Origin of the sequence: Novosphingobium decolorationis, from assembly GCF_018417475.1 — a bacterium.
Classification (GTDB): Bacteria; Pseudomonadota; Alphaproteobacteria; order Sphingomonadales; family Sphingomonadaceae; genus Novosphingobium; species Novosphingobium decolorationis.
In genome coordinates this window covers 1,990,562-2,009,381 of sequence record NZ_CP054856.1, presented here as the reverse complement: position 1 = coordinate 2,009,381, position 18,820 = coordinate 1,990,562, and the positions used below count along the sequence as shown (strand labels likewise).

15 protein-coding genes and 2 pseudogenes are annotated in these 18,820 nt (G+C 62.2%); 14 read left to right on the top strand and 3 right to left on the bottom strand.

Annotated features, from left to right (window positions below):
- The first annotated feature begins 43 nt into the window (after positions 1 to 43).
- The 12 genes and pseudogenes from HT578_RS09280 to HT578_RS09225 all read left to right on the top strand — a co-directional run bounded on the left by HT578_RS09280 (position 44) and on the right by HT578_RS09225 (position 11,579).
- Positions 44 to 1,159 (top strand): acyl-CoA dehydrogenase family protein, encoded by a 1,116-nt coding sequence (locus HT578_RS09280; protein ID WP_223810981.1) that lies wholly within the window; start codon positions 44 to 46, stop codon positions 1,157 to 1,159.
- Positions 1,156 to 2,757: a carboxyl transferase domain-containing protein gene (locus HT578_RS09275; RefSeq protein WP_030540408.1), complete on the top strand. Its 1,602-nt coding sequence runs from the start codon at positions 1,156 to 1,158 to the stop codon at positions 2,755 to 2,757. Before HT578_RS09280 ends, HT578_RS09275 begins: the two co-directional genes overlap by 4 nt.
- Positions 2,758 to 2,762: 5 nt before the next feature.
- Entirely contained in the window at positions 2,763 to 3,749 is a 987-nt protein-coding gene (bioB, locus tag HT578_RS09270; protein ID WP_030540409.1) for a biotin synthase BioB, read from the top strand.
- A gap of 14 nt (positions 3,750 to 3,763) precedes the next feature.
- On the top strand, positions 3,764 to 5,620 hold the full coding sequence (locus tag HT578_RS09265) for an acetyl/propionyl/methylcrotonyl-CoA carboxylase subunit alpha (RefSeq protein WP_030540410.1): 1,857 nt from the start codon (positions 3,764 to 3,766) through the stop codon (positions 5,618 to 5,620).
- Positions 5,620 to 6,075, top strand: coding sequence for a MaoC family dehydratase (locus HT578_RS09260; protein WP_030540411.1), 456 nt, complete (start codon positions 5,620 to 5,622; stop codon positions 6,073 to 6,075). The genes HT578_RS09265 and HT578_RS09260 overlap by 1 nt, the downstream gene beginning before the upstream one ends.
- Positions 6,072 to 6,914: an HpcH/HpaI aldolase/citrate lyase family protein gene (locus HT578_RS09255; RefSeq protein WP_030540412.1), complete on the top strand. Its 843-nt coding sequence runs from the start codon at positions 6,072 to 6,074 to the stop codon at positions 6,912 to 6,914. Before HT578_RS09260 ends, HT578_RS09255 begins: the two co-directional genes overlap by 4 nt.
- Entirely contained in the window at positions 6,911 to 7,618 is a 708-nt protein-coding gene (locus HT578_RS09250; RefSeq protein ID WP_030540413.1) for a CoA transferase subunit A, read from the top strand. The genes HT578_RS09255 and HT578_RS09250 overlap by 4 nt, the downstream gene beginning before the upstream one ends.
- Complete coding sequence (locus HT578_RS09245) at positions 7,615 to 8,268, top strand: CoA transferase subunit B (protein ID WP_030540414.1); 654 nt, start codon at positions 7,615 to 7,617, stop codon at positions 8,266 to 8,268. Before HT578_RS09250 ends, HT578_RS09245 begins: the two co-directional genes overlap by 4 nt.
- 235 nt (positions 8,269 to 8,503) lie before the next feature.
- Positions 8,504 to 8,749 (top strand): acyl-CoA dehydrogenase family protein, encoded by a 246-nt coding sequence (locus tag HT578_RS09240; RefSeq protein WP_239026571.1) that lies wholly within the window; start codon positions 8,504 to 8,506, stop codon positions 8,747 to 8,749.
- A 117-nt stretch (positions 8,750 to 8,866) separates the two neighbouring features.
- Positions 8,867 to 10,361, top strand: a pseudogene (istA, locus tag HT578_RS09235) (IS21 family transposase).
- Positions 10,358 to 11,125, top strand: a complete 768-nt coding sequence (gene istB / locus HT578_RS09230) for an IS21-like element ISSsp5 family helper ATPase IstB (RefSeq protein ID WP_063142326.1) — start codon at positions 10,358 to 10,360, stop codon at positions 11,123 to 11,125. Before istA ends, istB begins: the two are co-directional and overlap by 4 nt.
- 193 nt (positions 11,126 to 11,318) lie before the next feature.
- Entirely contained in the window at positions 11,319 to 11,579 is a 261-nt protein-coding gene (locus HT578_RS09225) for a hypothetical protein (RefSeq protein ID WP_213503723.1), read from the top strand.
- 32 nt (positions 11,580 to 11,611) lie between these two features.
- On the opposite strand, the gene HT578_RS09220 is transcribed toward HT578_RS09225, so the two are convergent.
- From HT578_RS09220 to HT578_RS09210, 3 genes are all read right to left on the bottom strand, one after another.
- Positions 11,612 to 12,547 (bottom strand): alpha/beta hydrolase, encoded by a 936-nt coding sequence (locus HT578_RS09220; RefSeq protein WP_213503722.1) that lies wholly within the window; start codon positions 12,545 to 12,547, stop codon positions 11,612 to 11,614.
- Between the two features lie 13 nt (positions 12,548 to 12,560).
- Positions 12,561 to 13,652, bottom strand: coding sequence for an alcohol dehydrogenase catalytic domain-containing protein (locus HT578_RS09215; RefSeq protein ID WP_213503721.1), 1,092 nt, complete (start codon positions 13,650 to 13,652; stop codon positions 12,561 to 12,563).
- A gap of 319 nt (positions 13,653 to 13,971) precedes the next feature.
- Positions 13,972 to 15,663, bottom strand: a complete 1,692-nt coding sequence (locus tag HT578_RS09210) for a flavin-containing monooxygenase (RefSeq protein ID WP_213503720.1) — start codon at positions 15,661 to 15,663, stop codon at positions 13,972 to 13,974.
- Positions 15,664 to 16,156: 493 nt separating this feature from the next.
- On the opposite strand from HT578_RS09210, the gene HT578_RS09205 reads away from it, so the two are divergent.
- On the top strand, positions 16,157 to 17,656 hold the full coding sequence (locus HT578_RS09205) for an aldehyde dehydrogenase family protein (protein ID WP_129927737.1): 1,500 nt from the start codon (positions 16,157 to 16,159) through the stop codon (positions 17,654 to 17,656).
- A gap of 85 nt (positions 17,657 to 17,741) precedes the next feature.
- Positions 17,742 to 18,659 (top strand): annotated as a pseudogene (locus HT578_RS22215) (alpha/beta hydrolase).
- Positions 18,660 to 18,820 lie beyond the last annotated feature (161 nt).

The following is an 18,820-nucleotide window of genomic DNA, read 5'->3' as shown; positions in this document are numbered from 1 at the left end:
TTTGGCTGCTGATTTTGACTTCGGACTCGGCGACAACGCCGATATGGTTCGCGAGACGACAAGACGCTTCGCGACCGAACGCATTGCTCCGCTGGCAGTGAAGATCGATGCCGAGGACTGGTTCCCGCGCGACGAATTGTGGACCGCGATGGGAGATCTGGGCCTGCACGGCATCACTGTGGAAGAAGAATGGGGTGGTCTCGGATTCGGTTATCTTGAGCATGTTCTTGCCTGCGAGGAGATCAGCCGGGCCTCCGCCTCGATCGGCCTTAGTTATGGCGCCCATTCCAACCTTTGCGTCAACCAGATCCGCCGCTGGGGCAATGAGGATCAGAAGGCGAAATATCTGCCGCGGTTGATTTCCGGCGACCATGTGGGATCGCTGGCCATGTCCGAGGCGGGAGCCGGCTCCGACGTCGTGTCGATGAAGTTGAAGGCGCGAGAGACGAGTGTCGGCTTCGTTCTTGATGGCACGAAATTCTGGATAACCAATGCCACCTATGCCGACACGTTAGTCGTCTATGCTAGGACCGGCGAAGGCAGCAAGGGGATCACCGCTTTCCTTATCGAGAAGGGCATGGCGGGCTTTTCGATCGGGCAGAAGATCGACAAGACGGGAATGCGCGGCTCGCCGACGGCAGAGCTGGTGTTCGACGGCTGCGAAGTCCCGCGCGAAAATGTCATGGGACCGCTCAATGGCGGCGCGAAAGTGTTGATGAGCGGCCTCGACTATGAGCGTGCGGTTCTGGCGGGCATCCAGCTGGGCATCATGCAAGCCTGCCTCGATACGGTCATCCCTTATGTCCGGGACCGCAAGCAGTTTGGCCAGCCGATCGGCTCCTTTCAACTGATGCAGGCGAAGGTCGCCGATATGTATGTCGCGCTCAATTCAGCGCGCGCCTATGTCTACGCCGTGGCACGCAATTGTGACGCGGGCAGGACCACCCGCTTCGATGCGGCCGGCGCAATCCTTCTGGCAAGCGAAAATGCCGTGCGCGTCGCCCTGGAGGCGGTGCAGGCGTTAGGCGGCGCCGGTTATACGAAGGATTGGCCTGTCGAACGCTATATGCGCGATGCCAAGCTTCTGGATATCGGCGCAGGCACCAATGAAATCCGCCGTATGCTGATCGGTCGCGAACTGATCGGCGTGGCGCAATGAGCGGACCTGTCATCCAAACGGCGATCTCGCGCGAAAGCGACATATTTCGCGACAATGTCGGGCATAACCGTGCTCTCGCCGAGGATCTGCGCACGAAGGTCGCGGCCGCCGCGCGGGGCGGATCGGATGCGGCGCGCGAACGGCATGTGGCCCGGGGCAAGCTGCTGCCGCGCGACCGGGTGGAGCGGTTGCTCGATCCCGGCGCGCCTTTCCTTGAAATCGGGCAGCTCGCTGCCGGCGATATGTATGAGGGCGCGGCGCCTGGCGCTGGGGTGATCGGCGGTGTCGGCCGGGTTTCGGGTCGCGAGTGCATGATCCTTGCCAATGATTCGACGGTGAAGGGCGGCGCCTATTTCCCGATGACGGTGAAGAAGCATCTGCGGGCGCAGGAGATCGCCCGCGAGAACCGGCTGCCGTGCCTCTACCTCGTGGACTCGGGCGGCGCGAACCTGCCGCATCAGGCGGACGTCTTCCCCGACCGCGATCATTTCGGGCGCATCTTCTATAATCAGGCCCAGATGTCGGCACAGGGCATCCCCCAGATCGCCTGCGTGATGGGCAGCTGCACGGCGGGCGGCGCCTATGTGCCCGCCATGTCGGACGAGACGATCATCGTGCGAAACCAGGGCACGATCTTCCTCGCCGGTCCGCCGCTGGTGAAGGCCGCGACCGGCGAGATCATCTCGGCCGAGGATCTGGGCGGCGCCGAAACCCATGGGCGCAAATCCGGGGTCGTCGATCATGTCGCAGAGAGTGACGCGCACGCGCTCACGATCGTGCGCGACATCGTCGCGACCCTCAATCGGCCCAAGGCGCTCGACATCGACCTGCAGGCGCCGCGCCCGCCTCTCCATGCGCCAGAAGACCTCTATGGCATCGTGCCGCAGGACGTGCGCGCGCCCTATGATGTGCGCGAGGTCATTGCGCGCATCGTCGACGGATCGGAACTCCATGAGTTCAAGTCGCTCTACGGCACCACTCTGGTCTGCGGTTTCGCGCGCATCTGGGGCATGCCGGTGGCGATCCTCGCCAATAACGGCGTGCTGTTCTCTGAAAGCGCGCTCAAGGGCGCGCATTTCATCGAACTGGCTTGCCAGCGCCGCGTGCCGCTCCTGTTCCTCCAGAACATCTCCGGTTTCATGGTCGGTGGCAAATATGAAGCGGAAGGAATCGCCAAGAACGGCGCCAAGCTGGTGACGGCGGTCGCGACCGCGAGCGTCCCCAAGATCACCGTGCTCATTGGCGGGAGCTTCGGCGCAGGCAATTACGGCATGTGCGGGCGCGCATACCAGCCTCGCTTCCTGTTCACCTGGCCCAATGCGCGGATCTCGGTGATGGGCGGCGAGCAGGCGGCCTCGGTGCTCGCCACCGTCCACAGGGATGCTGACAGGTGGACGCATGAGGAAGCCGAGGCGTTCAAGGCGCCGATCCGCCAGAAATATGAGGAGGAGGGCAATCCCTATCATGCGACGGCGCGGCTATGGGACGATGGCGTGATCGATCTGGTCCAGACCCGCGACGTGCTCGGCCTCGCTTTCGCCGCCACGCTGAACGCGCCGATCCCGGATCGGGCGCAGTTCGGCATCTTCCGGATGTGATGGCGATGCGGACACCCATCACCCGGCCAGCGATCGCGGCCCTTTTCAAGCGACCATTGCTCGATCTCCTGGGCGAGGCCCAGGCGATCCACCGTTGGCACCATGACGCTAATGCCATCCAGCTTTCGACGCTTCTCTCCATCAAGACAGGCGGCTGCGCCGAGGACTGTGGCTATTGCTCGCAATCGGCCCACCACAAGACCGGGCTCAAGGCTGGCAAGCTCGTCGATGTCGACAACGTCGTCACCGCCGCCGCCGTCGCGAAAGCCGCGGGATCATCGCGCTTCTGCATGGGGGCGGCCTGGCGCAGCCCAAAGGCGCGCGACATGCCGGCGCTGCTCGACATGATTGCGCGGGTGAAGGCACTGGGTCTTGAGACCTGCATGACGCTCGGCATGCTGGAAGACGATCAGGCAGAGCGCCTCGCAGGCGCGGGGCTCGATTATTATAACCACAATATCGACACCTCGCCCGAACATTATGGGGCGATCGTCTCGACGCGCCGCTTCGAGGATCGGCTCGACACGCTTTCGCGGGTGCGGGCCGCCGGCATGGCAGTCTGTTGTGGCGGCATCCTCGGCATGGGTGAAAGCCGCGAGGATCGGGTGAGCTTCCTCCACGCGCTCGCCAACCTGCCCGAACCGCCGGAAAGCGTTCCCCTCAACGCCCTCGTACCGGTGCCGGGAACGCCGCTGGGCGACATGCTACGCGATGTGCCGTCGGCCCGGATCGACGATATCGAGTTCGTCCGTACCGTCGCGGTTGCCCGGATCCTGATGCCGAGGTCGGTGGTGCGCCTGTCGGCGGGCCGGGAAAGCATGTCCGAGACGATGCAGGCGCTGTGCTTCATGGCGGGCGCCAATTCCATCTTCACGGGCGACCGATTGCTGACAGCCGGCAATGCCGGCGCGAACAGCGACGCGGCCCTTTTCGCAAAGCTCGGGCTCTTCGCCCTCGACACACAAGATGGCGGCCAGGAGGCGGCCGCATGAAAGGCCGGACGTCCATGATAGAGAGCCTCCTCATTGCCAATCGCGGCGAAATCGCCCGGCGCATCATCCGCACGGCCCGCAGGCTCGGCATTCGCACCATCGCGGTGCATGCCGACGTCGATGCGGCAATGCCCTTCGTGCGTGAGGCCGATGAGGCGGTGTGCATCGGACCGGCGCCGGCGAGGGACAGCTATTTGCGCCAGGATCTTCTCCTCGAGGCCGCGCGTGCCACGGGCGCGCAGGCCATCCATCCGGGTTATGGTTTCTTGAGCGAAAATGCCGAGTTCGCCGAGGCAGTGATCGCGGCCGGGCTGGTCTGGGTGGGCGCGCCGCCGGCGGCCATCCGCGCCATGGGTCTCAAGGATGCCGCCAAGGAGCGCATGATCGCCGCAGGCGTGCCGGTGACGCCCGGCTATCTCGGCGCCGATCAGTCGCCCGATCATCTGCAGCGCGAAGCCGATGCGATCGGCTATCCCGTCCTTATCAAGGCGGTCGCGGGTGGCGGTGGCAAGGGGATGCGGCGGGTCGAGGCGGCGCCGGATTTCGCCGAGGCGCTCGCCAGTTGCAAGCGTGAGGCGGCGGCATCGTTTGGCGACGACCGCGTTCTCATCGAGAAATATATCCTCTCGCCCCGCCATATCGAGGTGCAGGTATTCGGCGACACCCATGGCCATGTCGTCCATCTGTTCGAGCGCGACTGCTCGCTTCAGCGCCGCCACCAGAAGGTGATCGAAGAGGCGCCTGCACCTGGAATGGACGCCGCGACGCGCGACGCGATCTGCGAGGCGGCGGTGCGGGCAGTCAAGGCGGTCGACTATGTCGGCGCGGGCACGATAGAGTTCATCGCCGATGGCTCCGAGGGCCTGCGCGCCGACCGGATCTGGTTCATGGAAATGAATACCAGGCTTCAGGTCGAGCATCCCGTGACAGAGAGCATCACGGGTCAGGATCTGGTGGAATGGCAGCTGCGCGTTGCATCGGGCGAGCCGCTGCCGAAGCGGCAAGAGGATCTCACGATCGACGGCTGGGCGATGGAGGCCCGCCTCTATGCCGAGAATCCGACCACCGGCTTTTTGCCGTCTACCGGCCCGCTCGATCATCTGCGCTTTCCCTCCGATCTGCGCATCGACAGCGGTGTCAAGCAGGGCGGCGAGGTCACGCCCTATTATGATCCCATGATCGCCAAGATCATCGCTCATGCGCCTTCACGCGAACAGGCCGCACAGCAACTTGCGCAAGGGGTCCGCCAGGTCGAGGTCTGGCCTGTCCGCACCAACGCAGCCTTTCTGGCGCGCGCGGCAAGCCATCCCGATTTTCTCGCCGCGCATATCGATACCGGCTTCATCGAACGTCACGCTGAAACGCTGATCCCGTCTGCCGAACCGGGAGCATCCGTGCTGGATGCGGCGGCGCGCGCCTTGCTCACGAGCGATGGCGACGATCCGTGGACGGCACTGCAGGGTTTCCGCGCCAACCGGCACGCTTCGCAGGAGATCGAGGTCGCCGTTGCCGGCAAGCCTTATCTGGTCAGTCTGTCCAAGAACCCTTCGACTGCTCGGGTGGAGGACGGCCTGATATTCGTCGACGGCGAAGCCTGGGCTTTCGAGCCGTGGCGTGCCGAGCCAGGGACGACCGGCGCGGCAGGAGGCGACGGAGCGATCCTATCGCCCATGCCGGGCCGCGTGATCGCGGTCGCGGTGAGGCAGGGTGATGCCGTCACAAAGGGGCAGCGCTTGGTCGTCATCGAGGCGATGAAGATGGAGCAGGCGTTACTCGCGCCCTTCGACGGGATCGTTGCCGAGTTCAAGGCCAGCGAGGGCGCGCAGGTTTCGGAAGGCACGCTGCTGGTCCGCGTCGAGGGAGAGGCCTGATGACTGGTCGCTATTATGACGAATGGCAGGTTGGCGACAGCGTCACGCATGACATCCGCCGGACGGTGACCGAGACCGACAATCTGCTGTTCTCGTGCATGACCCATAATCCGCAGCCGCTCCATCTTGATCGGGAGGCAGCTGAGGCCAGTGAATTTGGCCGGATCCTCGTCAACGGCACCTTCACCTTTGCGCTGATGATCGGCCTGTCCGTCGGTGACACGACGCTCGGCACGCTTGTCGCCAATCTGGGCTACGACAAGCTGGCCATGCCGGCCCCGGTGTTCATCGGCGACACGCTGCGCGCGGAAACCGACGTCGCGCAGCTGACGGATAGCCGCTCGCGTCCCTCAGCCGGCATCGTCACGTTCGAGCACAGGCTGCTCAACCAGCGCGACGAGATCGTGTGCAGATGCCTGCGATCCGCGCTGCTGCATCGGAAGGGGGAGGCATGAGGCTGCGTTCGCTGCTGTTCGTGCCCGGAGATCGTCCCGACCGGATGGAGAAGGCGCTACGAACCGGTGCAGATGCGCTCATTCTCGACCTGGAGGATGCGGTGGCACCCTCGGCCAAGCTCGCCGCGCGCGAGGCGACGGCGCGCTTCCTGCGCGAACAGGGCGACCGTCAGGTGAAACTTTTCGTTCGCGTGAATCCTCAGGATAGCGGATTGCTCGAAGACGATCTGACGGCGGTTTTGGATTGCGCACCCGATGGTTTCCTGCTGCCCAAGTCGGAAGGCGCATTAAGCGTGATGTCGCTCGCGCAGCGCATCGGCGCAGCACCTATTTTGCCGATCGCGACCGAGACGCCGCGTGCGATCTTCGGGCTCGGCAGCTATGCCGAGGTTTCGCGCCATCTTCTCGGTCTGACCTGGGGCGCTGAAGACCTGCCCGCCGCGATCGGCGCGGCGACCTCTCGCGAGGAGGATGGCCGCTATACCCCGCCGTACGAGCTCGCACGGTCGTTGACGCTCTTCGCCGCGCACGCCGCCGATGTGCCCGCTATCGAGACGGTGTTCCCGGCCTTTCGCGACCTCGACGGCCTTGCCGACTATGCGCGCCGCGCGCGGCGCGACGGCTTCACGGGCGTAATGGCGATCCACCCGGCGCAGGTCGCGATCATCAACCAGGCTTTTACGCCGGACGAGGACGAGCTCGTTCGGGCCCGCGCCATCGTCGCGGCGTTCGCCGCCCGGCCTGACGCCGGTGCGCTTCAGCTCGAAGGACAGATGATCGATGCGCCGCACCTCAAGCAGGCTCGGCGCATCCTTCAGACAGCAGGAGAGATTGCGTGAGAAAAATCTATGCCGACGCCGATACGGCGCTGGCCGGTCTATTGACCGATGGCATGACGATCGCGAGCGGCGGTTTCGGGCTTTGCGGCATCCCCGAGCGGCTGCTCGACGCAATCGAGACCTCGGGCGTGCGCGATCTGACCTTCGCCTCGAACAATGCCGGCATCGATAATGAAGGGATCGGCAAGCTCCTTCGCTCCCGTCAGGTGCGCAAGATGATCGCCTCCTATGTCGGCGAGAACAAAGAGTTCGAGCGACAATATCTGACCGGCGAACTCGAGGTCGAATTTTGTCCGCAAGGGACGCTCGCCGAGCGTATGCGGGCGGGAGGCGCGGGCATTCCCGGATTCTATACCCGCACCGGAGTCGGGACTCTCGTGGCCCAGGGGAAGGAGGTCCGGCGGTTCGGCGAGCATGATTATGTGCTGGAGCTCGCCATCACGGCCGACCTGTCGATCATCAAGGGCTGGAAAGCCGATGAAAGCGGCAATCTGGTCTTCCGTAAGACCGCCCGCAACTTCAACGCGCCGGCCGCGACCTGCGGGCGCATCTGCATCGCCGAGGTCGAGGAGATCGTGCCGACCGGCACCCTCGAGCCCGATCAGATTCATTTGCCGGGGATCTACGTGAATCGCCTGATCTGCGGCGCACCTTACACGAAGAAAATTGAGCAGCGCACGGTGCGCGCGCGGGAGGAGGCATGATGAGCGGCAGTTCGCAAGGCTGGACGAGGGACCAGATGGCGGCGCGTGCCGCGCGCGAGCTCCGGGACGGATTCTACGTCAATCTCGGGATCGGCATCCCCACCCTGGTTGCGAACCATGTGCCGCCGGGCGTCGAGGTCACGCTGCAATCGGAGAATGGCATGCTCGGCATCGGTCCCTTTCCCTACGAGGGCGAGGAGGATGCCGACCTCATCAATGCGGGCAAGCAGACCGTGTCCGAGCTTCCCCAGACATCCTATTTCTCGTCCGCCGACAGCTTCGCGATGATCCGCGGTGGCCATATCGATCTCGCGGTCCTGGGCGCGATGGAAGTAGCAGAAAATGGCGACATCGCCAACTGGATGATCCCCGGCAAGATGGTGAAGGGCATGGGCGGCGCCATGGACCTGGTCGCGGGTGTGAAGAAGATCATCGTCGTGATGGATCATGCCGCGAAGGACGGCACGCCCAAATTCATTCCCGACTGCACGCTGCCGATCACCGGGCTCAATGTGGTCGACATGATCGTCACCAATCTCGCGGTGTTCGAGCGACCCGATCATCACAGGCCGTTTCGCCTCGTCGAGATCGCACCCGGCGTGGATCTCGAAACGATCGAGGCGCTGACAAGCGCGCGCTTCGAACGCTGATGCAGGACAGTACTTCTTTTCGCAGATCGACATCCCCTCAAGGTCGACAGGCTTCGGCGATATTCGTCAGATCGCCACTTTCCTTTTCGCTGATGATGGGATCGTTGGCGAACGACAGCGCGCCTGTTGCGACGCTTAGTTACGGCACCCTCCTCATCGCGGACTACGTTTCATTTGGCAGTTGCTCCGAGCGAAAAGCGAGGTCGTTTAGCGATGTGCCATTTGGAGGAGGTTCATGATTCTCACCGAGACCCAGTCCGCCATCCGCGACGCAGTGCGCGATTTCGCGCAGGAACAGATTCGCCCGAACAGCGCCGCCTATGAAGCGGCGAAGGCCTATCCGCCCGAATTGTTCGAAGAACTGGCAGCGCTGGGCCTGCTGGGCATGACCGCGCCGGAAGCAGTCGGCGGCGCGGGCGCGGACTATGTGTCCTACGCACTGTCGCTGATGGAGATCGCCGCGGCGGACGGCGCGCTCTGAGAACGGCGGAGCAATATTCGACCACGGTAGCGGCGGGATAGTCCTGCTGCGGGCGGCGTAAAAGTCGTCCACCTTGAAGCCTTTCTGCCGAGTCAGGGAGGTGTGGGGATCTACAGCGTGGAACTTTATCTTCAGGTCCGTCTGGCTTGCGCGGATGGCATGAGCCAACGGGCGGCGGCGAAGCGTTTCAATGTGTCGCGCGAAACGGTACGCAAGATGCTGTCGTTTTCATCGCCGCCGGGTTACCGGCGCCAGTCCGTACCGCAGCGCCCGAAGCTGGACGGGTTTGTGGCGATCATTGATGGATGGCTTGAGGGTGACCGCAGTGTCCCGCGCAAGCAACGCCATACGGCGAAGCGGGTATTCGACCGTTTGCGCACCGAGCATGGTTTCACCGGCGGCTATACGATCATCAAGGATTACATCCGGGAGCGCGAACAGCGCAGCCGGGAGATGTTCGTGCCGCTGGCGCACCCTGCGGGAGATGCGCAGGCCGATTTCGGGGAAGCGCTGGTGGAGATCGGCGGGGTGGAGCAGAAGGCCTACTTCTTCGCGCTCGATCTGCCGCACAGTGATGCCTGCTATGTGCGGGCCTATCCGGCGGCGGTGGCGGAGGCCCTGGGTGGACGGACACGTGCATGCCTTCGCGTTTTTCGGCGCGGTACCGCGCTCGATCGTCTATGACAACGATCGCTGCCTTGTGACGAAGATCCTGCCCGACGGCACGCGGCAGCGTGCCACGCTGTTCAGCGCTTTCCTGTCACATTACGTGATCCGCGACCGCTATGCTCGCCCGGGCAAGGGGAACGAGAAAGGCAATGTGGAGGGGCTGGTAGGCTATTGCCGGCGCAACTTCATGGTGCCGATCCCGAAGTTCCCGACCTGGGAGGCGTTCAACCTGTGGCTGGAGGAGCAATGCCGCAAGCGCCAGCAGGACAAGGTGCGCGGGCAGAGCGAGACGATCGGTGAGCGGCTGCAGCGCGATCTCGCGGCCATGCAGCCTCTGCCCGCTACACCCTTCGAGGCCTGCGATCAGAAAGGCGGGAGGGTCTCCTCGCAATCCCTGGTGCGCTACAGGACCAACGATTATTCGGTTCCGGTGGCCTGGGGCCATCAGGAGGTCTGGATCAGGGCCTATGTCGATGAGGTGGTGATCGGCTGCCGCAGCGAAGTCATCGCCCGTCATCCTCGTTGCTATGCCCGCGAGGAGGTTGTCTTCGACCCGCTCCATTATCTCCCGCTGATCGAGCAGAAGATCAACGCATTCGACCAGGCTGCGCCTTTGCAGGGCTGGGACCTGCCCGAAGCGTTCACGACACTGCAGCGGTTGATGGAAGGGCGCATGCACAAACATGGCAGGCGCGAATATGTGCAGGTACTGCGCCTGCTGGAAACGTTCACCCTCGCCGATCTCCAGGCGGCGGTCGAACAGGCCATCGATCTTGGCGCCATCGGCTTCGATGCCGTCAAGCACCTCGTCCTGTGCCGGATCGAACGCGTACCGCCCAGGCTGGACCTGGACGTCTATCCCTTCCTGCCACGCACCACGGTCGAGAAGACCTTTGCCAGAGCCTATCTGAGCCTGCTCTCCGACCGGCAGGAGGCCGCATGAGCGATCAGGCCCCGGAGATCCTTCTCGCTCACCATCTCAAGGCGCTCAAGCTGCCTACGTGCCTGCGTGAGCATCACAATCTCTCGCGGCAATGTGCCGCTGAAGGCGTCGATCATATCCGCTTCCTCGCCCGCCTCGTCGAGATGGAAATGATCGACAGGGAGCGTCGCATGGTCGAGCGGCGCATCAAGGCCGCGCGCTTCCCCGCCGTCAAAAGCCTCGACAGCTTCGACTTCGCCGCCATCCCCAGGCTCAACAAGATGCAGGTGCTCGAGATGGCGCGCTGCGAGTGGATCGAGCGGCGTGAGAACGCCATCGCTCTGGGGCCATCAGGCACCGGAAAGACGCACGTAGCGTTGGGGCTCGGACTGGCAGCATGCCAGAAAGGACTGTCGGTGGGCTTCACCACCGCGGCAGCGCTGGTCAGCGAAATGATGGAGGCCCGCGACGAGCGCCGTCTTCTGCGCTTCCAGAAGCAGATGGCCGGATACAAGCTGCTCATCATCGACGAACTGGGCTTTGTGCCGCTCTCCAAGACCGGCGCCGAACTGTTGTTCGAGCTGATCTCCCAGCGTTACGAACGCGGCTCCACCTTCATCACCAGCAACCTGCCCTTCGACGAATGGACCGAAACCTTCGGATCTGAGCGTCTCACAGGCGCGCTCCTCGATCGCCTGACCCATCACGTCAGCATCCTCGAGATGAACGGCGAAAGCTATCGCCTCGCGCACAGCCGGGCCCGCAAGGCCAAAACCAGACCCTGAAAATTACACCAATGCCGGGGGGAGTGGCCCTCGGGCTACGCCCTCACGCCACTCCCCCCGGCATGTAACACGATGGCCTGGTTTTACGCCGCCGAATGGCCGACTTTTGCTCCGCCGTTGACAGGCGGCTATCGGTGTCTGGCTGCTCCACTCTTTCGACGCGGTGAAGGGCCCGGCAGACTGGTCGGCCGCCTTGCTTGAAGCCGTCGAGCGCATTCCCGCCGTTTCGATCCACATCGGCAAGGTCATCAATGATGAGTGGCAGTATGACCTATACATGGAACTGGGGTTCAATGACCTAAAGGCCGCCTCGGCCGCCTTCCGGACAGTCACGGATCTGACCGATCCGCGCACGAAGGTCACCGGCTTTTCAACGCCGCTGACAATCGTGCCTGTCTGGCGCCACATACTCTACGACAAGGGTCGATGCCTGGGTCCCGGCAATACGGATTGAACAATGGCGCCTGCCGGCACCGGGAGCTGGGTTTACTCCACAGGCGTCAACGAGTTGATGAAGTCGGCACAGTCGGACAGCAAGGTCTGGGCCGGGACGACCACGTGCGGGAGCGAAAAGAAACCATGCACCGTGCCAGGATAAAGCTTGTAGCGCACCGGCACGCCTGCTTCCGCCAGCTTTGCGGCAAAAGCCTCGCCTTCGTCGCGCAGCGGGTCATGTTCCGCCGTGACCACGAAAGCCGGCGGCAGACCTTTCAGGTCTCCGCGCAGCGGCGAAGCCTCGGGGTGAGTTCGGGCGGATTCATCCTTCACATAGTGTGACCAGAACCAGCGCATGTCACTCGAACTGAGCGGCTTGTCGGCCTCATAGTCGATGTACGAACCGGTCGTAAAATCACAGTCCGTGACCGGATAGATCAGAATTTGCCCGTCAATCCGCGGACCAGAGCAGTCGCGCATCCTGAGGCAGACGACAGTCGCCAGATTGGCGCCGGCGCTGTCTCCGGCGATGACGATCGGATGCCCTTCCCCCTCGTGCCGCCGGACGAAATCGGCGGTCCAGCGCAAGCCCGCTTCTGCATCATCGACCGCAGTCGGGAACGGGTACTCAGGCGCCAACCGGTAGCCGACCGAGACGACGCGCGCACCTGTGCGCGCGGCGAGATGGCGAGCCGCGAAGTCCGACGTTTCGACATCGCCAACAACCCAGCCCCCGCCGTGGAGGTAGACCACTGTGCTCCGGCACGACGGGACCGGTTCATACACCCGCGCGCCAATTTCCGCCTCGCCGCTTTTCACGAGCACATCCTCGATCCGCGCCATGTCCGGACCAACCGGCGAAGCTTGGCGCAGGGCCGCGAGTTGCTGGCGCGCCTGTTCCGGTGTGCATTCGATGAAGGGCCGCAGTCCAGCTGCGCGAAAGGCTTCGAGAAACGCCTCTACCGTCGGCTCGTAGATCCTGCTCATCGCGTGAGCCGATTCACAGGACGATTGCGGTGCGGATGGATTCACCACGGCGCATGAGGTCGTAGCCCTCGTTGATATCCTCAAGCTTCATGGTGTGGGTTACGAGTTCATCGACCATGATGTCGCCGTTCATATACCAGTCGACGACCTTGGGCAGGTCGGTCTTGCCCTTGGCGCCGCCGAACACGGAACCAGAGATGCCCCGACCGAGGATCAGGCTGATTGCATCGAACGATACCTGCTTTCCGGCCGGCGCGATGCCGACGACGATGGCGCGACCCCAGTAAGGGTTCGTAGCGGCAAGCGCCTGGCGCATCACCTCGACATTGCCGATGCACTCGAAGCAGTATTCGGCACCGCCGCCGGTGATCTGCTGGAGGTGCTCGACGATCTTGTCGCCATGGTCGTGGACGTTGACGAAATGGGTGGCGCCGAACTTGAGCGCGGATTCCTCTCGAAGGGGATTGGCGTCCACCGCGACGATCTGCTTCGCGCCGGCCAGGCGCGCACCTTGCAGCACGTTCAGACCGATACCGCCGACGCCGAACACGATGACCCGGTCATCGCGCTTGACCTTGGCCTGGAACATGGCCGCGCCGACCCCGGTGGTGATGCCGCATCCGCAGTAGAAGACCTTGTCGAACGGCGCGTCGTCGCGAATCTTGCACACGGCGTGTTCGGACAGCACGGCATGGGTCGCGGTGGTCCCGAGCGAGGCACGATAGACCGGCTGTCCGTCGAGCGTCTTCATCCGCGACCGTCCCGGGACTGTCGCGGGCCTAAGACAGAAGTTGGTCCGGCCTGACAGGCAATTAACGCACTGACGGCACTCAGGGCTGAACAGCGGAATCACGTGGTCGCCCGGTTTCAATCCGGTGACCTTGTCACCAACCTTCACCACCACTCCGGCGGCCTCGTGGCCTAGCACCATCGGAAAAGTCCCCCCGATGTGTCCTTCGATGTAGTGAAGATCGGAATGGCACAGCCCGGCGGCGCGGATCTCGATCAGCACCTCATCCGCGTCAGGATCGTCAAGGATAAGGCGCTCGATACGGATTGGCTCATGGGGCGCATGCAGCACCGCGGCTCTGATCTCAGTTGGCATTTCGGGTTCCTCTGACGGGCTACCACGTAGCAAGAGCCGGGGGCACTTGGCGGGCAGTCTTTCTGATTAGGTGAGCCATTCTACTTAGCAGAATATCATCCTACAAGATGGAAGATTCGGATCAGTGGTTCTCGTGTGGGAGTTGCCTCCGACTTAGACAGTTCCACCTGAGATGAAATGACCTGGCCTTTGGAAGGTGGCAGTGCAAATAGGGTAAAACAAGAGCATGCAGCGGTCGATCTGGTTCACTGGGTCACAGCCCACTCCAGGATGAGATCAGCGGCAGCCTGAACCTTGTCGAAGCGGACTGCCTCGTAGATCAGGCGAGGTCCAGGTCGCGCTTCATGCCACCATTGGTGCGCCAGTCCCGGATCAATTGCGCATACTCCAAGGGGCCGCCTCCGTAGGGGTCGACAAGCAGCGACAGGTTCTCGGTGTTGCCTTCGCCATTGTAGGAGCCGGGAGTGCAGTTCCTCAGGTAGGCCAGATCACGCCGGGATTTTTGCTTGCACTGATCGGTCCATGCATCTTCTGCGGCCTGGGTCACTTCCATCCGAGTGGCCCCCAATCGCAGCAATATCGCGATAGTCTCAGCGGCATGCTCGGCCTGATCCCCGAACGAGTAGGGGACATTGATAGTCCCTGCTGACTGGCGGAAGGTACCGATAACAAACAAGTTGGGGAAGTCTCGAGTGCTCATTCCATGAAGCGAGCGGAATTCCTGATCCCATTTATCGGACAGCGCTCGACCCCCGACCCCTTCGAGCGTGAACCCGCCTGACCTGTCGGCCCGGGCCGCAAGTTCGAATCCAGTCGCGAAGATGATGCAGTCGACCTCATACTGCCTGCCCGCAAGCTCCAAGCCGGTCGGCGTGATTCGTTCAACGCCGCGACTGCCCGTGTCGACCAGAGTGACGTTCTCACGGTTGAATGCCTCGAGGTACTCGTCATGAAAGCACGGTCGCTTGCAGAAGCGGCCATAATAGGGCTTCAGGGCCGCTGCGGTTACGGGGTCTTTCACAACCGCGTCGATGCGCTGACGTACGCGTTCCATGCGGCGGAAGTCCGTCAGTTCGTAGACTTCGGCCAGCGACATTGCACCCGCATCCTCGCCCTCGAGCATGACTGGTTCCGGTGACCAGATATTGCTCCACTCGTCGCCCACCAGATTTTCGGTCTGAGGTATGCCCGCTAGAATCGCATCGAAGTTTTCCATGCGCTGGCGCTGCCATCCGGCCTTCAGGCTCTTGAACCACGCCATGTCTGTCGGCGCGTTGTCGCGCACCCCGACGGCGGACGGGGTGCGCTGCACGACAATAAGCTCCTTCGACGCGATCGCGAGTTCGGGGACTACCTGTACGCCAGTCGCTCCGGTACCAACAATCGCAACGCGCTTGTCGGCCAGGCGGTCCATCGAGGTGGTCGGGCTGCCGCCGGTATAGTCATAGTCCCACCGACAGGTATGGAACATGTGACCGGTGTAGCTCTCGATCCCCGGTATGTCTGGCAGGCGGGGCAAATTGAGCGGCCCACTGCCAAGGATCACGAAGCGTGCGCGAATCACATCGTTCTGGGCGGTTTCGACGCACCAACGTTGCTGGTCTTCAGCCCATTTGAGACTCGTGACCTGGGTCTGAAACAGGGCATTGGGGTAGAGTTCGAAGTGACGACCAATGGCGCGGCTATGTTCAAGGATTTCGTGACCCGGAGCGTAGCGCTTGGATGGGATTGTTCCAATTTCCTCAATCATCGGCAAGTAAATGTAGGATTCGACGTCGCACATCACCCCGGGGTAACGGTTCCAATACCAGGTTCCGCCGAAGTCGCCGGCCTTGTCGACTATGACGAAGTCCTGAATTCCCGATCGGCGAAGGTTTGCCGCCGCAAGCAGTCCGGAAAAGCCGCCGCCAACAATTAGAACATCGACGTCTCGCGAGATCGGATCGCGACGTGCAGCCAAGTCGACATACGGGTCCGCGAACATTTCGGCGAAGCGGCCTTCCAGTTCCATGTAGCGGCCCGCCCCGCCTTGCATCCGACGCTTGCGTTCACTTGCATACCGTTCCCGGACATCGTCGATTCCGTCAGGTATTTTACGAGCCTCCAATTCCCAAATGGCGTGGCTGTCCGAGACATTATCGCTGGTTGGCCAGCACAGACGCGCGGCAGAAATCCTAATGAATCACTCACTCGCAACGTGCCATCGGGGTGCCGATACGGGATTGCGTGTCGATAAAAATTGCCCGGCAAAGCAAGTGGCGTGCCAAAGCGTTCACCCCGATTGTCACGACGCCTATATGTCGAACCGGACTTTACCGTGCGGACTGAAAGCCCCCCTTGTCAAGCAAAGCGCGGTGCAGTAAAACCCGTTCTGACAAGCGGAATTGCGTCCTGTAAAATGAGACGATCGGCAGAGTTTTGAATCGGAGACTTCGCTTCGGCGCTATCGTCGAGGCAACTGCCGAAAAGGAAATCTCCGGGTGCACGAGAGGAAAGATCAAGCGATGGCAGCCGTTGAAGACGTGCGTAATTATGCATCTGTTTCCCACATGTTCGATGGGAAGCCGAAAAAGATGTTCATTGGGGGTGAATGGGTCGAAGCGGCTTCGGGCAAAACTTTCGAGACCAGTAACCCCGCAAACGGCGATTTGCTTGGCCATATAGCCGAGGGCGATTTAGAAGATATCAACCGTGCGGTCCGCGCCGCGCGCAAGGCATTTGAAGGCGAGTGGTCCAAGTGGACACCCCAGGATCGGATGGCGCTGCTGCTGCGTGCCGCCGATCTGATCGAAAGCCATTTTCAAGAACTCCTCACCATCGACACTCTGGAAATGGGAGCTCCCATTTCGCGGGGCCCATTCATGAAGCAGATGATTGTCGGGGCGATCCGGTTTTATTCATCGCAAGTTTTCAACACCGCCGGCAATACTCGCCCGAACTCCCTGCCTGGCGATTTTCGCACGTTCACGCTGCGCGCTCCTGTCGGTGTGGTTGGCGGCATCATACCCTGGAACAGCCCGATCCTGAGCCAATGGTGGCTCATTGGTCCGGTGTTGGCTACGGGTTGCACGCTCGTCCTGAAGCCCGCCGAAGATGCTTCGCTAGTGGTGCTCCGCACGGCGGAACTGCTGGAACAGGCAGGCCTTCCCAAGGGCGTGTTGAATGTGGTCACAGGATTTGGCCCGACGGCGGGGCAGGCGCTGGCCGAGCATCTCGACGTCGATCGGATTGGGTTTACTGGCTCCACACAGACTGGCCAGGGGATCATCCGGGCCTCGGCCACCAACATCAAGCGCGTGCAGGTGGAGCTTGGCGGCAAGTCTCCGGACATCATTTTTGCCGACGCCGATCTGGATAAGGCAGTGCCCGGAGCGGCGATGGCTGTGTTTGCGAACAGCGGGCAGGTCTGCTTTGCCGGCACGCGCCTCTTCGTGCAGAAGTCCATTCAGGAAGAATTCCTTGAGCGTTTGCAGGCCTTCACAAAGACGCTGAAGGTTGGGCCCGGCATCGATCCGTCAACGCAATTGGGCCCCTTGGTCAACCGCAAGCAGCTCGAGCGCGTCACCGGCTATTTCGAGCTCGGCACCCAGGAAGGTGCCCAGTTGGTCGTCGGAGGCAAACGCCTCGGAGGAAACCTCGCCGATGGCAACTTTGTCGAGCCGACTGTCTTCTCGAATGTGCACAACGACATGCGCATAGCCCGCGAGGAAATCTTCGGCCCAGTCATCTCCGTGATCGGCTTTGAAGATGCGGAAGAGGCGCTGAAGCTCGCCAACGACACCAGCTTTGGCCTGGGCGGAGCAGTTTGGACCCGCGATCTGTCAACGGCAATGACGATGAGCGAAAAGATCAAATCTTCGACCGTCTGGGTGAATTGCTACGGCATCATTGATCCCAGTGTCGGCTTCGGCGGCTACCGGATGAGCGGGTACGGCTGGAAAGGCGGCCCGGATCAGATCGAGGGCTTCCTTTATCAGAAGAACGTCACGATGAACCTCGGCTGATACAGGCTGGGCGGGAGAGACGCGTGCGCGCATCAAGTCTGTCCCGCCTCCCGAACGAGTGCGGTCACTAGAACAGGAGCGGACGATGAGAGCGGATATTCAAAGGGCGTTCGAGCATTTGTCGGCTAGCATGAACGTCGATCCCCCGCCCCAGTCTATCGGGGAAATGATCGATCTTCTGCGCAGCACAACCGAGACCTACGGCGACGTAGTGCCACGCACGCCAATGACCGGCGTAAATTGCATATCCGTCGACGCGGGCGGCGTTGCAGCCGAGTGGATCGTTCCGGACGGGGCTACGTCCGACGCTATCACGGTTTATCTCCATGGTGGCGGATGGGCGGCAGGTTCGCTCAACAGCCATCGCCCTATGATCTCGGTTCTCGCCAAGGCCACCGGCATGCCCATCCTGAGCGTCGGGTACAGGTTGTCTCCGGAGAATCCCTATCCCGCCGGTCTGGAAGACTGCGTCACGGCGCTAAAGTGGGCGGAGACCAATGCTCCGGAAGGATTCGCAAAGGCGGCAAGTATCTTCCTCGCCGGTGATTCCTGTGGCGGAAACCTGACCGCAGCCACTTGTCTTCACCTGATCAAGCATGGTGGGCGCCTGCCCGACAAGGTGGTGCTGATCTCGCCGATGCTGGAGGCGTCGTGCAATCCTGATCGACATGACCGCGAAGGCGACCCGGTGGGTAGCAACGCCGGCGTCATCTACGTGCCGTAGATCTATGGGATCGATCAAGAACGCCTTGCCGACCCCATGGTCTCGCCGGTGCACGCCCCGGCCGAGCTGCTCGAAAAATTCCCGCCCACCCTGATCCAGGCTAGCGGAGCCGAGTTTTTCTACTGGGATGCGAAGACCTTTACGGATCGTCTAGCCGCCGCCGGCGCGCGCGTGACGCTGAGTGTGTGGCCGGACCTGCCGCACGTGTGGCATTTGTTTGCGAACTTTCTACCCGAAGCAGAAGAGGCAAGCGTGGAGATTGCTAAATTCCTGCGCTGAATGCATTATGTTTCCAAAAATAAAAGAACAAGTTTGTTTGGGCATGATCACAAATGATCAACATGAGGGGATAGTGTGAAATGAAAGCTTTTAATCAACTACTTTGCGGAGCGGCTACTGTTGCGCTACTTGCAGGCACCGCACACGCTGCGGACGAGCAG

Excerpts from the sequence above, each read along its gene's own strand:
- HT578_RS09280 (WP_223810981.1), top strand. The coding sequence starts at position 44 with ATGGTTCGCGAGACGACAAGACGCTTCGCGACCGAACGCATTGCTCCG.
- HT578_RS09275 (WP_030540408.1), top strand. The coding sequence starts at position 1,156 with ATGAGCGGACCTGTCATCCAAACGGCGATCTCGCGCGAAAGCGACATA.
- HT578_RS09245 (WP_030540414.1), top strand. The coding sequence starts at position 7,615 with ATGATGAGCGGCAGTTCGCAAGGCTGGACGAGGGACCAGATGGCGGCG.
- HT578_RS09210 (WP_213503720.1), bottom strand. The coding sequence starts at position 15,663 with ATGGAACTGGAAGGCCGCTTCGCCGAAATGTTCGCGGACCCGTATGTC.
- HT578_RS09205 (WP_129927737.1), top strand. The coding sequence starts at position 16,157 with ATGGCAGCCGTTGAAGACGTGCGTAATTATGCATCTGTTTCCCACATG.
- HT578_RS09265 (WP_030540410.1), top strand. The coding sequence starts at position 3,764 with ATGATAGAGAGCCTCCTCATTGCCAATCGCGGCGAAATCGCCCGGCGC.
- bioB (WP_030540409.1), top strand. The coding sequence starts at position 2,763 with ATGCGGACACCCATCACCCGGCCAGCGATCGCGGCCCTTTTCAAGCGA.
- HT578_RS09240 (WP_239026571.1), top strand. The coding sequence starts at position 8,504 with ATGATTCTCACCGAGACCCAGTCCGCCATCCGCGACGCAGTGCGCGAT.
- HT578_RS09260 (WP_030540411.1), top strand. The coding sequence starts at position 5,620 with ATGACTGGTCGCTATTATGACGAATGGCAGGTTGGCGACAGCGTCACG.
- istB (WP_063142326.1), top strand. The coding sequence starts at position 10,358 with ATGAGCGATCAGGCCCCGGAGATCCTTCTCGCTCACCATCTCAAGGCG.
- HT578_RS09220 (WP_213503722.1), bottom strand. The coding sequence starts at position 12,547 with ATGAGCAGGATCTACGAGCCGACGGTAGAGGCGTTTCTCGAAGCCTTT.
- HT578_RS09215 (WP_213503721.1), bottom strand. The coding sequence starts at position 13,652 with ATGCCAACTGAGATCAGAGCCGCGGTGCTGCATGCGCCCCATGAGCCA.
- HT578_RS09255 (WP_030540412.1), top strand. The coding sequence starts at position 6,072 with ATGAGGCTGCGTTCGCTGCTGTTCGTGCCCGGAGATCGTCCCGACCGG.